Consider the following 15078-nt stretch of genomic DNA (forward strand, 5'->3'; position numbering starts at 1 on the left):
TCATAATAAACACAGGGTTATAATGAAAGAGGCGCTGGCAACGGGAAGTGAGGCCTGGTGGAGGACGAAAACCGGGCCGGAATGGATACGGGAAAAAGACGGAAATTATCGGGTCACTTTTTGGTGGCGCGACCCGCAGGGAAACGAAACACACTCCCCGATACGGCGTGTCTGGGTCTACATCACTGGCGTAACCGATCATCATCAAAACGCGCAGCCTCAGACGATGGCGCGTATTGCCGGAACGGATGTCTGGCGCTGGAGTACGGCGCTTAGCGCTAACTGGCGCGGCAGCTACTGTTTTATTCCTACCGAACGCGATGACGTTTTTGCCGATTTTGCGCCGGGCGAAGCGCCCGATCGGAACGCACTACGTGAAGGCTGGCGACAGCTATTACCGCAGGCGATTGCCGACCCGCTTAATTCGCAAAGCTGGCGGGGAGGACGTGGTCATGCGGTTTCAGCGCTGGAAATGCCGGATGCGCCCCTTCAGCCGGGATGGGATCGTCCTGAAACGCCGTACTCGCCGCCTTTGATGATGCAGTGGCATAGCGAACGTCTGGATAACTCCCGCCGCGTATGGATATTGACGACCGGAGACGAGGCGCCGGAGGAAAGACCGTTGGCTATTCTGCTGGACGGTCAATTCTGGGCGGAAAATATGCCCGTCTGGCCCGCGCTCGCCTCGCTGACTCATCAACGCCTGCTTCCTGGTGCCGTCTACCTGCTGATTGACGCGATTGATACTCAACACCGCAGCCAGGAGTTGCCCTGCAATGCCGACTTCTGGCTGGCGGTGCAGCAGGAACTGTTGCCGCAAGTCAGAGCCGTGACGCCTTTTAGCGATGATGCCGGGCGAACGGTGGTCGCCGGACAGAGTTTTGGCGGCCTGTCGGCGCTGTATGCCGGCCTGAACTGGCCGACGCGTTTTGGCTGTGTACTAAGCCAGTCAGGATCGTTCTGGTGGCCTCATCGCATCACCCCGCCGGAGGGGGAAGTCATTACCCGGCTGAAAACCGGCGCATTATGCGCGCGCGGACTGCGTATCGTACTGGAAGCCGGCGTGCGTGAGCCGATCGTGTTTCAGGCAAATCAGGCGCTTTATGCCCAACTGAATACCTCGCAGCAGTCCATTTTCTGGCGTCAGGTTGACGGCGGACACGATGCGCTTTGCTGGCGCGGCGGGCTAACGCAAGGGCTGATGCTGCTTTGGCAGCCGCTTATCGACACGCTTTAACCGGGCACATGTCCATGACAGGAGTTGAGTATGGAATTCAGTAATCCCTTCGATAATCCGCAGGGACAGTTTTACATCCTGCAAAATGCGCAGCGTCAATTCAGCCTTTGGCCAGCGGCATGTGCGCTTCCCGCAGGCTGGGACGTGGTATGCGAACCGCAATCGCAGGACGCGTGCCAGCAGTGGCTTAATACGCGCTGGACAACACTGAATCCGGCGCATTATGCCGATAAGCAGGAGGCGAAATGACGCAGCGTTTACCGTTAGTCGCCGCCCAGCCGGGGATCTGGATGGCGGAAAAACTCTCTGATTTACCCTCCGCCTGGAGCGTGGCGCACTATGTGGAACTGAACGGCGAGCTGGATGCCGCCTTGCTGGCAAAAGCGGTAGCGGTAGGGATGCAACAGGCGGATACGCTACGGATGCGTTTTACCGAAGAGAACGGCGAGGTCTGGCAATGGATAGATCCTGAGCACACCTTCGGCGAGCCCCCGATTGCCGATTTACGCGACCAGCCCGATCCGCATTACGCGGCGCAGGCGTTAATGCAGGCGGATTTACGGCAAAACCTGCGCGCAGATAGCGGTAAGCCGCTGGCGTTTCACCAGTTAATCCGCATTGATGATACCCGCTGGTATTGGTATCAGCGCTATCACCATTTGCTGGTGGATGGCTTTAGCTTCCCGGCGATAACTCGCCAGATTGCGGCGATTTATCGCGCCTGGCAGAGCGACGCTCCTACGCCGGAGTCGCCTTTTACCCCCTTTGCGGATGTGGTCGAGGAATATCAGCGCTATCGCCAGAGCGAGGCCTGGCAGCGTGACGGCGCCTTCTGGGCGCAGCAGCGCCGCGAGCTGCCGCCGCCGGCGTCAATGTCTGCCGCGCCGCTGCCGGGGCGGTCGGCGAGCGCGGATATTCTGCGTATGAAATTGAGCGCGCCGGCGGGGGCGTTTCGCCAACTGGCGGCGCACATGCCTGAGATACCGCGAGCGGATCTTGCCCTGGCGCTGGTGACGTTGTGGCTGGGACGATTATGCGGGCGTATGGATTATGCCGCCGGATTTATCTTTATGCGGCGGATGGGTTCGGCGGCGTTAACGGCGACCGGGCCTGTCCTTAACGTGTTGCCGCTGGCGGTTAACCTTCATGCGACGGAAGATCTGCCAACGCTGGCGAAGCGTCTTGCGGCGCAGTTAAAGAAGATGCGCCGTCACCAGCGTTACGACGCCGAACAGATTGTACGCGATAGCGGGCGAGCCGCAGGGGAGACGCCGCTATTTGGCCCGGTGCTCAATATAAAAGTGTTTGATTATCATCTGGATCTTCCTGGCATACAGGCGCAAACCCATACCCTGGCGACGGGGCCGGTTAACGATCTTGAACTGGCGCTTTTTCCGGATGAAAACGGCGGTCTGGATATTGAATTGCTGGCGAATGCACAGCGTTACGATGATGCCACGCTCTCCCGCCATGCCTTACGATTGATGGCGCTTATCACGCAGTTTGCGGATAACCCGGCGCTGCGCTGCGGCGATGCGCAAATGCTGCTGGCGGAAGAACAAACGCAATTAACACACCTTAATAATACGGCGGTAACGATTCCCGCCGCCACGCTTAGCGATTTGGTGGCGCAGCAGGCGCAAAAAACGCCAGAGGCTTCCGCGTTGGCAGATGCGCATTATCATTTTACCTACCGTGAAATGCGTGAACAGGTTGTGGCGCTGGCGTACGCGCTGCGGGAACGCGGCGTTCAGCCTGGCGATAGCGTGGCGGTGGCGTTGCCGCGGTCGGCTTTTCTGACCTTAGCGCTGCATGGCATTGTCGAGGCGGGCGCCGCCTGGCTGCCGCTGGATACCGGTTATCCTGACGATCGGCTGCGAATGATGCTGGAAGATGCGCAGCCGAAACTGTTAATTACGACTCAGGCGCAGCTGGCGCGCTTTCACGATATTCCGGGGATGGAATATTTGTGTTATAGCCAACCGCTACCGGTCAGTGACGCCACTCCGCTGGGGCTGTCGTTACCGCATCATACCGCTTACATCATTTTCACCTCTGGCTCGACGGGCAGGCCGAAAGGGGTGATGGTGGGACAAACGGCGATAGTCAACCGGCTGCTGTGGATGCAGGATCACTATCCGTTGACGGCGGATGATGTAGTAGCGCAAAAAACGCCGTGCAGTTTTGACGTCTCAGTATGGGAGTTTTTCTGGCCGTTTATCGCCGGGGCGAAACTGGTGATGGCTGAACCGGAAGCGCACCGCGACCCGCTCGCGATGCAACGGTTCTTTGCGCAATACGGCGTCACGACCACTCATTTTGTGCCGTCGATGCTGGCGGCCTTTATTGCCTCGCTCACGCCAGCGTCGGCTGGGAAAAGCTGCGCTTCCTTAAAGCGCGTTTTCTGTAGCGGCGAGGCCCTGCCGACGGCGCTGTGCCGCGAATGGGAGACGTTAACCAACGCGCCGCTACACAATCTGTACGGGCCAACGGAGACCGCGGTGGATGTGAGCTGGTATCCGGCCTATGGCGATGAGCTGGCGGCTGTTGACGGCAACAGTATCCCGATTGGTTATCCCGTCTGGAATACCGGTTTACGTATTCTCGATGCGCATATGCAGCCGGTGCCGCCGGGCGTGGCTGGCGATCTCTATCTTACCGGTATCCAACTGGCGCAGGGCTATCTGGGGCGTCCGGATCTTACTGCCAGCCGTTTTATCGCCGATCCTTTTGCGCCAGGCGAACGGATGTACCGTACCGGAGATGTGGCGCGCTGGCTGGATTCCGGCGCGGTGGAGTACCTGGGGCGCAGCGACGATCAGCTCAAAATTCGGGGTCAACGTATTGAACTGGGCGAGATTGACCGCGTCATGCAAACGCTGCCGGATGTTGAACAGGCGGTAGCACATGCCTGCGTCTTTAATCAGGCGGCGGCCACGGGCGGGGATGCCCGGCAACTGGTCGGCTATCTGGTGTCGCACTCCGGTTTGCCGCTGGATTTACCGGCGCTGCAGGAAAAATTACGCCAAAAACTTCCCGCGCATATGGTGCCGGTTGTGTTGTTGCAACTTGCCGGTTTGCCGCTTAGCGCTAATGGCAAGCTGGATCGTAAAGCCCTGCCGCTGCCGGACCTGACGCCGCGCGTGAAAGGGCGTGCGCCGCAGTCCGCAACGGAGATTGCTGTCGCCGCGGCGTTTTCCCGCCTGCTGGGCTGTGAGATTAACGACGTTGAAAGTGATTTCTTTGCGCTGGGCGGACATTCGCTGCTGGCGATGAAACTGGCCGCGCAGCTAAGTCAGACGTTTAACCGCCAGGTGACGCCGGGGCAGGTGATGGTGGCGTCTGACGTGGCGCAGTTAAGTAAGCTGCTCGATACTGACGATGACGAACGCTCGCGCAATCTGGGGTTCGGGCCGCTGTTGCCGCTGCGTGAAAGCGATGGTCCAACGTTATTTTGTTTCCATCCGGCGTCGGGGTTCGCCTGGCAATTTAGCGTATTATCACGCTATCTCAGCCCGTCGTGGTCGATTATGGGGATTCAGTCGCCGCGCCCCGCTGGCCCTATGCAAACCGCAACCACCCTTGATGAGGTATGTGAACATCATCTGGCGACATTGCTCTCCCGGCAGCCGCATGGCCCTTATTATTTATTAGGCTATTCGCTGGGCGGGACGCTGGCGCAAGGGATCGCCGCCCGGTTGCGCGCACGCGGCGAAACGGTGGCGTTTTTGGGGTTACTGGACACCTGGCCGCCGGAAACGCAAAACTGGCGAGAAAAAGAGGCGAATGGCCTCAATCCGGACGTATTGGCGGAAATTGAACGTGAACGCGCTGCGTTTGTCGCCGCGCAGCAGGGAAATGCCTCCGAAGCCTTATTTACCGCCATTGAAGGCAATTATGCGGATGCCGTCCGTTTGCTGACGACGGCGCATAGCGCACCGTTTGATGGACATGCCACGCTCTTTGTGGCGGATAAAACGGTGCCGGAAGGCGTATCGCCTGAACAGAGCTGGTCGCCGTGGATAGCGTCTTTGGCTATTTATCGCCAGCCGTGCGCGCATGTAGATATTATTTCTCCCTCCGCTTTTGAAACTATCGGGCCCATCATCAGCGAGCTTATTAATAAATAACGGGCGTTGTTTCTAGCTTTAACAAATTAAATCCTGAAACCCATAATAATGACTAATTATTATGGGTTTTTTATTGCAACTATTAATTCTTTTAACATAAGTGATACATGCTACAGGCAAGTTTAATTCCGAATATTTAGCTTTTCGGGCACTGGCGCGCAAAGAGTGTTTCGGATAATTCTGACTTGCTGTTAGAATCTCTGACAGGAATGTGTTCTTTCATTGGATAAAGTTTTCAGGTCATACGGCATGCCATCTCTTAATGTAAAACAAGAAAAAAATCAGTCATTTGCAGGTTACTCACTGCCGCCCGCCAACAGTCATGAAATCGATTTGTTTAGCCTTATAGAGGTGTTATGGCAGGCGAAACGTCGTATTCTTGCTACCGTTTTCGCCTTTGCGTGCGTGGGGTTGCTTCTGTCCTTTCTGCTGCCGCAAAAATGGACCAGTCAGGCGATTGTCACACCGGCGGAGTCGGTACAGTGGCAGGGGCTGGAGAGAACGTTGACCGCGCTGCGCGTGTTGGATATGGAGGTAAGCGTTGATCGGGCCAGCGTCTTTAATCTGTTTATTAAAAAGTTTAGCTCGCCATCGCTGCTGGAAGAATATCTTCGTTCTTCTCCGTATGTCATGGATCAATTAAAAGGCGCGCAAATAGACGAGCAGGATCTTCACCGGGCGATTGTCCTGCTGAGCGAAAAAATGAAAGCGGTGGACAGTAATGTCGGCAAGAAAAATGAAACGTCGTTATTCACGTCGTGGACATTGAGTTTTACCGCGCCGACGCGGGAAGATGCGCAAAAAGTGTTAGCTGGCTATATTCAGTACATCTCCGATATCGTCGTGAAAGAGACGCTGGAAAATATTCGTAACCAGCTGGAAATCAAAACCCGCTACGAGCAGGAAAAGCTGGCGATGGATCGGGTGCGTCTCAAAAACCAGCTTGATGCCAATATTCAACGTCTCCATTATTCGCTGGAAATCGCCAACGCCGCTGGCATTAAGAGACCGGTTTACAGCAATGGTCAGGCGGTAAAAGATGATCCGGATTTTTCTATTTCTCTCGGTGCGGATGGTATTTCCCGCAAACTGGAAATTGAAAAAGGGGTAACGGACGTGGCCGAGATCGACGGTGATTTGCGTAACCGTCAATACCATGTTGAACAACTGGCGGCAATGAATGTGAGCGACGTGAAGTTTACCCCGTTTAAATATCAACTGTCGCCGTCTCTGCCAGTGAAAAAAGATGGCCCGGGTAAAGCGATCATTATTATTCTGGCGGCGTTGATTGGCGGTATGATGGCCTGCGGCGGCGTATTACTGCGTCACGCGATGGTCTCGCGTAAAATGGAAAACGCGCTGGCGATAGATGAACGGTTAGTCTGATTTACATGAAAAGCCGGATAGCGATTATCCGGCTTTGTCATCTGTGTGAACGACTATCGCCGCCCCAGCGGTACCACCAGCGGCGTCCCGGCAACCGGATCGTCGATAATCATACAGCGCAGCCCATAGATTTTTTCGATAAGCTCTGCGGTAACAATCTCTTTCGGCGCGCCCTGCGCGACAATGTTACCTTCGCGTAATGCAATCAAATGCGTGGCGTATCGGCAGGCTTGATTCAGGTCGTGCAGGACGGCGGCGAGCGTATAACCTTTTTCGCGGTTGAGATCGCTTAACAACTCCAGCAAATCAATTTGATGGCTAATATCCAGCCACGTTGTCGGCTCATCCAGCAGCATGATGGACGTTTCCTGTGCCAGCACCATGGCTATCCACGCCCGCTGACGTTGGCCGCCGGACAGAGTATCTACGCTTTGCGTCGCCAGTGAGGTGATACCTGTTGCACGCATGGCACTGGCGACGGCGCCGGCATCTTCCTTGCGCCAGCGGGTAAATAACGGCTGATGCGGATAACGCCCTCTGGCGACCAGCTCTTGTACGGTGATATCGCCCGGCGTAGTGGCGTTTTGCGCCAGCAATCCGATGCGCCGCGCCACCTCTTTACTGGCGTAACGCTGTATCTGTTCGCCATCCAGCCAGACATGGCCGTCAACAGGCGTCATCAGACGGCTTAGCGTGCGTAGCAACGTTGACTTGCCGCAGCCGTTAGGGCCGATGATGGCGGTAAAATGGCCGTCCGGAATCGAAACATTAAGGTTTTTTGCGACGGTATAGCTGCCATAACCCAGCGTTAACTGGTCGCCGCGCAAACGGGCTACGGATTCGGTCATTTTTTGCGGGACTCCTGAATTAACAAGACGATAAGGTAAATACCGCCGAGGCTGACGGTGACCACGCCCACTGGAAGCTGATAAGGCATAAACAGTTGCTGCGCGCACGCATCGGCGGCCAGTAGTAATAATGCGCCGCACAGCGCCGACTGGGTTAATCCCCAGCGCGCTGTGCCGCTAAGACGGCGGGCGATGTGCGGCGCGACAAGGGCAATAAATGAGATGGGGCCAGCCAGTGCCGTTGCCGCAGCGGTGAGCGACACCGCCACCAGCATCAACATCAGGCGTGACCGCTCCACGCTAACACCCAGCGCGCAGGCGCTGTCATCGCCCATCTCCAGCAGCCGCATACGACGCGCCAGTAGCGCGGCGCCTGTCAGCATCACAATAATCAGCGGCGCCGAAGGCCAGATTTTTGCCCATGTCAGACCGTTGAGCGACCCGGCGTTCCATAAGCCGGCGGTGAGCGCCGTTTCCAGCGACGCCTGCAACAGAAGCCAGGTATTAAAGGCGACTAACATCGCGCGGATGCCGATACCGATGATAATCAGCCGGAAAGTTTCAATCCCGTTACGCCAGGCGAGCAGCCAGACAATCAATGACGTGACGATACCGCCCGCCATTGCCGCCAGCGCGATCGCGGTAAGATGCTGGCCAAACAGGACCATTGCGACCAGTACGCCGCTCCAGGCGCCAGTATTAAAGCCCATCACATCAGGGCTGCCTAGCGGGTTACGCATCAACGACTGAAAAATCGCGCCACTGACGCCAAGCGCAGCGCCAATCAGCAGCGCCATTAATACGCGCGGTAGTCGCCATTCGGTTACGACAAGGATGATGTTACGCGGCGCGTCGCCCAGCAGCGCGGCAATAATCTGCCCGGTCTCAAGAGGCACGGCGCCGCTTTGCAGGCTCCATAAGCCAATGGCGAAGCAGCCAGCCGCCAGAAGCAGGCAACTTACGATAAGCCGACGAGAAAGAAACATCACAGGCCGCCTCCGCTCGATTTACGACGTACCAGAAAGATAAGTACCGGCGCGCCGATAAACGCACTGACGACCGATACGCGGAGTTCGCCCGGCACCAACAGACGACCAATAATATCGGCAAAAAGCAGCAGAGCAGGGGTTGCCAGTAGTGTTACCGGCAGCGACCAGCGGTGGTCTGCGCCCACCAGCCAACGCGCCATATGCGGCATCATCAGACCAATAAAGGCGATAGGGCCGACCAGCGCCGTTGCGCTGCCACACAAGACGGTAATCGCCAGTAAACCGATAAGTTGGGTGCGCGCCACTTTACTCCCCAGCGCCGTCGCGGTATCGCTGCCGAGGCTCAGGCTGTTCAGCGATCGGCTCAGAAATAGCGCCACGATCCCAGCTATAACCACGGGCGCGAGCGCGACTTTCAACGTTTGCAGGCTGCGAATGTCCAGCGATCCCGCCTGCCAGAAGCGAAGCTGGTCATAGACCTCTGGATTTAACAGCGCGATGCCGCTGGTCAGTCCTTCCAGTACCGCGCCAAGCGCCACGCCCGCTAGTGTCAGGCGGACCGGGCTTAACTGGCCGCCGCCCTGACTACCGGTGAAGGCGACAATCAGCGATGCGATAAGCGCGCCGCTAAATGCCATGAAAAGCTGTTCCAGCGGCGTGGAGAAACCAAACAGCGCCGCACCCAGTACAATGGCGAAGCTGGCGCCGTTGTTAACGCCCAGAATCCCCGGGTCGGCGAGCGGGTTGCGAGTGAGTGTTTGCATGAGCGCCCCGGCGAGACCCAACGCGCCGCCTGCCAGTAATCCGGCCAGCGTACGCGGCAAACGCGCATCCAGGACGATAGTGCAATCGGCGCTTTGGCATACGCCGGTGAACGCCTCCAGCACGACGGCGGCGGGCAGCGGTTTCGCGCCAATGACCAGGCTTAAAACCGCGGCGAGACTCAGTAATAACAACAATCCGGGCACGGCAAACGCGCGCGTCACGGAAAACGAGCATGACATAGTAACTTCCCTGATAATGATAGTAATTATCGTTATCTATCTTATTTGGTTATGTTAGCATGTGCAGCCATTGAATGGATATTTAAAAAAACTCGCATTAAGGCGTTGTAATGAATCGACAATCCTGGCTGCTCAATCTCAGCCTGTTGAAGACGCACCCTGCATTTCGCGCAGTATTTCTGGCCCGTTTTATCTCTATTGTCTCGCTGGGGCTGCTTGGCGTGGCGGTTCCGGTACAGATCCAAATGATGACGCACTCCACCTGGCAGGTGGGGCTGTCGGTAACGTTAACCGGCGGCGCCATGTTTATTGGCTTAATGGTGGGCGGTGTGCTGGCCGATCGCTACGAACGTAAAAAGGTGATTCTGCTGGCGCGCGGTACTTGCGGTATTGGCTTTATTGGCCTGTGCGTGAACGCGCTGCTGCCGGAACCATCATTGCTGGCGATATATCTCCTTGGCCTGTGGGACGGCTTTTTCGCGTCTCTGGGCGTGACCGCGTTACTGGCGGCGACGCCAGCGCTGGTCGGAAGAGAAAATCTGATGCAGGCCGGCGCGATTACCATGCTGACGGTACGTCTGGGATCGGTTATTTCCCCGATGTTGGGGGGCATATTGCTTGCCAGCGGCGGCGTAGCCTGGAACTATGGGCTGGCGGCCGCCGGGACGTTTATTACGCTATTGCCGTTACTGACGCTGCCGCGACTGCCTGTCCCTCCGCAGCCGCGGGAAAATCCATTTATCGCGTTACTGGCGGCATTTCGTTTTTTGCTCGCCAGTCCGCTTATCGGCGGTATTGCGCTGCTTGGCGGTCTGGTGACGATGGCAAGCGCGGTACGCGTCCTCTATCCGGCGCTGGCGATGAGCTGGCAGATGTCGGCGGCGCAAATCGGTTTGCTGTATGCGGCAATTCCGCTGGGGGCGGCCATTGGCGCGCTGACCAGCGGACAACTGGCGCATAGCGTTCGTCCGGGGCTCATTATGCTGGTTTCGACAGTCGGTTCTTTTCTGGCGGTGGGGCTGTTCGCCATCATGCCGGTCTGGATCGCAGGTGTTATCTGTCTGGCGCTATTTGGCTGGCTTAGCGCCATCAGTTCGTTATTACAATACACTCTGCTGCAAACCCAGACGCCGGAAAATATGCTGGGGCGAATGAACGGCCTGTGGACCGCGCAAAACGTCACGGGAGACGCTATCGGCGCGGCGCTGTTAGGCGGTCTTGGCGCAATGATGACGCCGGTCGCTTCCGCGAGCGTGAGTGGATTCGGGCTGGTGATTATCGGTTTGTTGCTGCTGTTAGTGCTGGGCGAGCTACGCCGTTTTCGCCAGACGCCGCCGGTTAGCGATGCTGGCTGATGAAGAGGCGTTTATCCGACTGACCAAATCGGTCTGGTCAGTCGGATAAGACTCCGATAAGGCTAAAACAGGGCGGCAAGCCGGTTAAGCAACAATGTTGCGCTGTAATAATCCAGACGGAACGTCTCCGTACCCAGGGCATAGACGCGCTTATTTTGCACCGCTGGCAGGTGCGCCAGCAGCGGATTGGCGTAAAGGGCCGCGACATCTTTGTTGTCGCCGGCAAACAGGAAAAGAGATTCGCCGTTTAACCCGGCGGCCAGATTTTCACCGCCAAGCTGAATGATATCGTGGCGCTTACCCTGGCTTTTGCTGGTTTGCAGCCCTCGGGGCAATGTCGCCAGCGTAAAGCCTAACTGCGTCAATAGCTTGCCTTGTGCTGATTCTGGCGTCCACAGATTGGCGCTATGCGCGGCAGGGGTATACACCAGCGCGCTAACCGGCTGCGGCGGCAGGGCGATTCGCTGTTTAACCGTCGTCAGTTGCGCCTCAAATTCCGCTATTCGCGCGGCGGCCTGTTTCTCCTGACCGGTGATCTCGCCAAGCTGCGTGAGCAAACTCTGCCAGCTTTTATCGTCATAATTGATGACGAGCGTCGGCGCGATAGCGGAGAGCTGATCGTAAAGCGCCAGCGCGGAGTCGCCGCCGGTGGCGCTAATCAAAATGAGATCCGGCATTTGCGCGGCGACCGTTTCGGCATTCGGTTCGCCGATATACAGCCGGGCGACATGGCGAGCCTTTGCTACGTCGCTCCACTGGCGCATGAACCCTTGATCGTCGGCAAAGCGGTTATTCGGCGTAGTGGCTCCGCTGGCGACGACGGGCGCATCAATCGCCAGCAGCGAGCCTGTCAACGTCACGCTGGTAGAGACGATACGCGCGGGTTTGTGGTCCAGAGTATGAACGCCGCGGCTGTCCTGAATTTGCCGGGGCCAACCGGCGTCCTGGGCTAAGGATATTCCTGAAATTGATAAACCAACCACTAAAAGCAGCCAACGATAAAAGGCGGGGAGTCTCACAATAGCGTCCTGTTATTAATAAAGTTAATGCTTCTCATTTTCATGTCAGCGGCAGCGAGATGCAAGCCTTAGTGCCATTTAACTCATGACCAGAGTTGACAGAGCGACGTTTTACTCTTAGGTTAGCGCACTAAAAATAGAAATAATAATCATTATTATACACAAAATCATTCAAGAAGCATCGCGACGGCAAGGGAAGAATCCCCGCGGGCATAGATAACTGTGTGACCGGGGTTTCTGATCGCAGCCAACAAAGAGGCAGCTTGAAAGATGAAGTGTATATAAGCCTTTATCATTGGAGGATGATATGGATATGTCACTGGCCGAGGACGCTCAGGAGACAATGGCAACGCTTGCTCCCGATCGCTTTTTCTTCATGTCGCCGTATCGCAGTTTTACCACTTCCGGGTGCTTCGCCCGTTATACCGAGCCTGCGGTTGCCGGCGATTCGCCGGATAGCCCTTTCCAGCAGAAATTGCGCCAGCAGTTTGCCGAGGCCAAATCGCAGGGCATCGCCAACCCTATCCTGGTGGGGGCGATTCCCTTTGATACCCGCCAGCCGTCGTCGCTATTTATCCCGATGGCGTGGCAGTCCTTTTCCCGCCAGCAAAAGCAGCGCACGGCGCGTTATTTTACTGACCATCAGCCGCTGACGGTGACGGCGCGAAAGGCGATTCCGGAGCAGGATGCTTTTGAAGCGATGGTCGCACGCGCGGCTATGCTGACCGCCACGCCAGACGTCGATAAAGTGGTGCTTTCCCGGCTAATAGATATCACCACTGATGTGGCGGTGGATAGCGGAGCATTGCTGGAGCGGTTGGTTGCGCAGAATCCAGTTAGTTACAACTTCCATGTACCACTGGCGGATGGCGGCGTTCTGCTGGGCGCCAGCCCCGAATTGCTGCTACGCAAGGAGGGCGAGCGGTTTAGTTCGCTGCCGTTAGCAGGCTCGGCACGCCGACAGCCCGATGACGTTCTGGATCGCGAGGCGGGAAACCGACTGCTGGCTTCACAAAAAGATCGCCATGAACATGAGCTGGTGACGCAGGCGATGAAGCAGATCCTGCGCGATCGCAGCACGGAACTGCAATTACCTTCCTCTCCGCAGTTGATCACCACGCCGACGCTATGGCATCTCGGTACGCCGTTTGAGGGCAAGGCCAACGCCGGAGAAAACGCGCTGACGCTGGCCTGTCTGCTGCATCCAACGCCTGCGTTAAGCGGTTTCCCTCATCAGGTCGCGAAAAAGCTGATTGCTGAACTGGAACCGTTCGATCGTGAACTGTTTGGCGGCATTGTCGGCTGGTGCGATGCCGAAGGAAACGGCGAGTGGGTAGTGACGATTCGTTGTGCGAAATTGCACGGTAATCAGGTGCGCCTGTTCGCCGGCGCCGGGATTGTCCCTGCCTCTTCGCCAGTCGGCGAGTGGCGGGAAACCGGCGTCAAGCTCTCTACGATGTTGAACGTTTTTGGACTGCATTAAGGAACGATGATGCGTATACCTTTCACCCGTTGGCCGGATGAATTTGCCCGCCGTTATCGTGAAAAAGGCTACTGGCAAGACGTGCCGTTGACCGATATTCTGACCCGCCACGCTGACAGCGACAAGACGGCGGTCATTGAAGGCGAGCGCGCATTCAGCTATCGCCAGCTCAACCAGGCCGCAGATAATCTGGCCTGCAGTTTACGCCGTCAGGGCATCAAACCTGGCGAAACCGCTCTGGTACAACTGGGGAATGTACCGGAACTGTATATCACCTTTTTCGCCCTGTTGAAGCTTGGCGTAGCGCCCGTTCTGGCGCTGTTTAGCCATCAACGTACCGAACTTAACGCCTATGCGATGCAGATCGCGCCGACGCTGGTGATCGCCGATCGCCAACATACGCTGTTCGCCGGGGAGGACTTTCTCAACACGTTTGTGGCTGAACACCGCTCTGTGCGGGTGGTGTTATTGCGCAACGACGACGGCGATCACAGCCTGGACGCGGCGATGCGGCAGGCGGCGGAAGATTTCACCGCCACGCCATCACCTGCTGATGAAGTGGCCTACTTTCAGCTTTCCGGCGGTACTACCGGCACGCCAAAGCTTATTCCCCGTACCCATAACGACTATTACTACAGCGTGCGTCGCAGCAATGAGATTTGCGGTTTCAACGAGGAGACGCGTTTTCTGTGCGCGATTCCCGCCGCGCATAACTACGCCATGAGTTCGCCGGGCGCGCTGGGCGTTTTTCTCGCCAAAGGAACGGTAGTGCTGGCGACCGATCCCAGCGCCACGCTCTGTTTCCCGCTGATCGAAAAACACCAGATTAATGCCACGGCGCTGGTGCCGCCCGCGGTCAGTCTATGGCTACAGGCTATCCAGGAGTGGGGCGGCAATGCGCCGCTGGCGTCATTAAGGTTATTGCAGGTCGGCGGCGCGCGGCTTTCTGCGACGCTGGCCGCCCGTATTCCGGCTGAAATTGGCTGTCAGTTGCAGCAGGTCTTCGGCATGGCGGAAGGGTTAGTGAACTATACCCGGCTGGACGATAGTCCGGAACGGATTATCAATACCCAGGGAAGACCCATGTGTCCGGACGACGAAGTGTGGGTGGCGGATGCCGACGGGAATCCGCTGCCGCCGGGCGAGATTGGTCGTCTGATGACGCGCGGCCCCTATACTTTTCGCGGCTATTTCAACAGTCCGCAACACAATGCCAGCGCCTTTGACGCCAACGGTTTTTACTGCTCCGGCGATCTGATCTCCATTGATCAAGACGGCTACATCACCGTTCACGGGCGTGAAAAAGATCAGATCAATCGGGGAGGCGAGAAGATAGCCGCCGAAGAGATAGAAAACCTGTTACTGCGCCACCCGGCGGTGATCCATGCGGCGCTGGTCAGCATGGAAGATGAACTGCTGGGAGAAAAAAGTTGCGCATATCTGGTGGTAAAAGAGCCGCTGCGAGCGGTACAGGTACGCCGTTTCCTGCGAGAGCAGGGCGTGGCGGAATTTAAATTACCGGATCGCGTGGAGTGCGTTGCGTCACTGCCGCTGACGCCGGTTGGTAAAGTCGATAAAAAACAATTACGCCAGCGGTTGGCGTCACGTTCACCGCTCTGAAGGAGAA

Annotated in this window: 11 protein-coding genes; 7 read left to right on the forward strand and 4 right to left on the reverse strand. The window is 57.0% G+C overall.

Features of this window, described 5'->3' with window-relative positions; all coding sequences use genetic code 11:
* The first annotated feature begins 22 nt into the window (after window positions 1-22).
* The 4 genes from fes (at window position 23) to wzz(fepE) (ending at window position 6753) form a co-directional block, all read left to right on the forward strand.
* On the forward strand, window positions 23-1237 hold the full coding sequence (gene fes, locus ABVM99_RS11750; protein WP_000656603.1) for an enterochelin esterase: 1215 nt from the start codon (window positions 23-25) through the stop codon (window positions 1235-1237).
* Window positions 1238-1267: 30 nt separating this feature from the next.
* Window positions 1268-1486, forward strand: a complete 219-nt coding sequence (locus tag ABVM99_RS11755) for an MbtH family protein (protein ID WP_000396006.1) — start codon at window positions 1268-1270, stop codon at window positions 1484-1486.
* Window positions 1483-5367, forward strand: a complete 3885-nt coding sequence (gene entF / locus ABVM99_RS11760) for an enterobactin non-ribosomal peptide synthetase EntF (RefSeq protein ID WP_052938302.1) — start codon at window positions 1483-1485, stop codon at window positions 5365-5367. Before ABVM99_RS11755 ends, entF begins: the two co-directional genes overlap by 4 nt.
* Window positions 5368-5616: 249 nt before the next feature.
* Window positions 5617-6753: an LPS O-antigen length regulator Wzz(fepE) gene (gene wzz(fepE) / locus ABVM99_RS11765; protein WP_023195365.1), complete on the forward strand. Its 1137-nt coding sequence runs from the start codon at window positions 5617-5619 to the stop codon at window positions 6751-6753.
* A gap of 53 nt (window positions 6754-6806) precedes the next feature.
* Here the strand turns inward: wzz(fepE) and fepC are convergent, their stop codons facing one another.
* From fepC to fepD, 3 genes are read right to left on the reverse strand one after another with little or no spacing between them, the layout of a single operon-like run.
* A complete protein-coding gene (gene fepC / locus ABVM99_RS11770) occupies window positions 6807-7601 on the reverse strand; it encodes an iron-enterobactin ABC transporter ATP-binding protein (protein ID WP_023195366.1) in 795 nt (264 codons plus the stop codon).
* Window positions 7598-8587: an iron-enterobactin ABC transporter permease gene (gene fepG, locus ABVM99_RS11775; RefSeq protein ID WP_072101795.1), complete on the reverse strand. Its 990-nt coding sequence runs from the start codon at window positions 8585-8587 to the stop codon at window positions 7598-7600. Before fepG ends, fepC begins: the two co-directional genes overlap by 4 nt.
* Complete coding sequence (fepD, locus tag ABVM99_RS11780) at window positions 8587-9594, reverse strand: Fe(3+)-siderophore ABC transporter permease (protein ID WP_023195368.1); 1008 nt, start codon at window positions 9592-9594, stop codon at window positions 8587-8589. The genes fepG and fepD overlap by 1 nt, the downstream gene beginning before the upstream one ends.
* A gap of 110 nt (window positions 9595-9704) precedes the next feature.
* Here fepD and entS point away from each other — a divergent pair, with 110 nt between their 5' ends.
* A complete protein-coding gene (entS, locus tag ABVM99_RS11785) occupies window positions 9705-10949 on the forward strand; it encodes an enterobactin transporter EntS (protein ID WP_001081661.1) in 1245 nt (414 codons plus the stop codon).
* 62 nt (window positions 10950-11011) lie between these two features.
* On the opposite strand, the gene fepB is transcribed toward entS, so the two are convergent.
* A complete protein-coding gene (gene fepB / locus ABVM99_RS11790; protein ID WP_001238992.1) occupies window positions 11012-11968 on the reverse strand; it encodes a Fe2+-enterobactin ABC transporter substrate-binding protein in 957 nt (318 codons plus the stop codon).
* Window positions 11969-12275: 307 nt separating this feature from the next.
* Between fepB and entC the strand changes: the two genes are divergently transcribed.
* Window positions 12276-13451 carry an isochorismate synthase EntC gene (gene entC, locus ABVM99_RS11795; protein WP_000367596.1) on the forward strand — a complete coding sequence of 392 codons (1176 nt, stop codon included), beginning with the start codon at window positions 12276-12278 and terminating at the stop codon, window positions 13449-13451.
* A 9-nt stretch (window positions 13452-13460) separates the two neighbouring features.
* A complete protein-coding gene (gene entE / locus ABVM99_RS11800; RefSeq protein WP_001222447.1) occupies window positions 13461-15071 on the forward strand; it encodes a (2,3-dihydroxybenzoyl)adenylate synthase EntE in 1611 nt (536 codons plus the stop codon).
* Window positions 15072-15078 lie beyond the last annotated feature (7 nt).

The organism is Salmonella sp. SJTUF15591 (genome assembly GCF_043356435.1).
In the GTDB taxonomy this organism is placed as follows: domain Bacteria; phylum Pseudomonadota; class Gammaproteobacteria; order Enterobacterales; family Enterobacteriaceae; genus Salmonella; species Salmonella enterica.

Coding starts and splice junctions, on each gene's coding strand:
- ABVM99_RS11755 (WP_000396006.1), top strand. CDS start 1,268: ATGGAATTCAGTAATCCCTTCGATAATCCGCAGGGACAGTTTTACATC.
- entF (WP_052938302.1), top strand. CDS start 1,483: ATGACGCAGCGTTTACCGTTAGTCGCCGCCCAGCCGGGGATCTGGATG.
- fepG (WP_072101795.1), bottom strand. CDS start 8,587: ATGTTTCTTTCTCGTCGGCTTATCGTAAGTTGCCTGCTTCTGGCGGCT.
- fepD (WP_023195368.1), bottom strand. CDS start 9,594: ATGTCATGCTCGTTTTCCGTGACGCGCGCGTTTGCCGTGCCCGGATTG.
- entC (WP_000367596.1), top strand. CDS start 12,276: ATGGATATGTCACTGGCCGAGGACGCTCAGGAGACAATGGCAACGCTT.
- entS (WP_001081661.1), top strand. CDS start 9,705: ATGAATCGACAATCCTGGCTGCTCAATCTCAGCCTGTTGAAGACGCAC.
- fes (WP_000656603.1), top strand. CDS start 23: ATGAAAGAGGCGCTGGCAACGGGAAGTGAGGCCTGGTGGAGGACGAAA.
- fepC (WP_023195366.1), bottom strand. CDS start 7,601: ATGACCGAATCCGTAGCCCGTTTGCGCGGCGACCAGTTAACGCTGGGT.
- entE (WP_001222447.1), top strand. CDS start 13,461: ATGCGTATACCTTTCACCCGTTGGCCGGATGAATTTGCCCGCCGTTAT.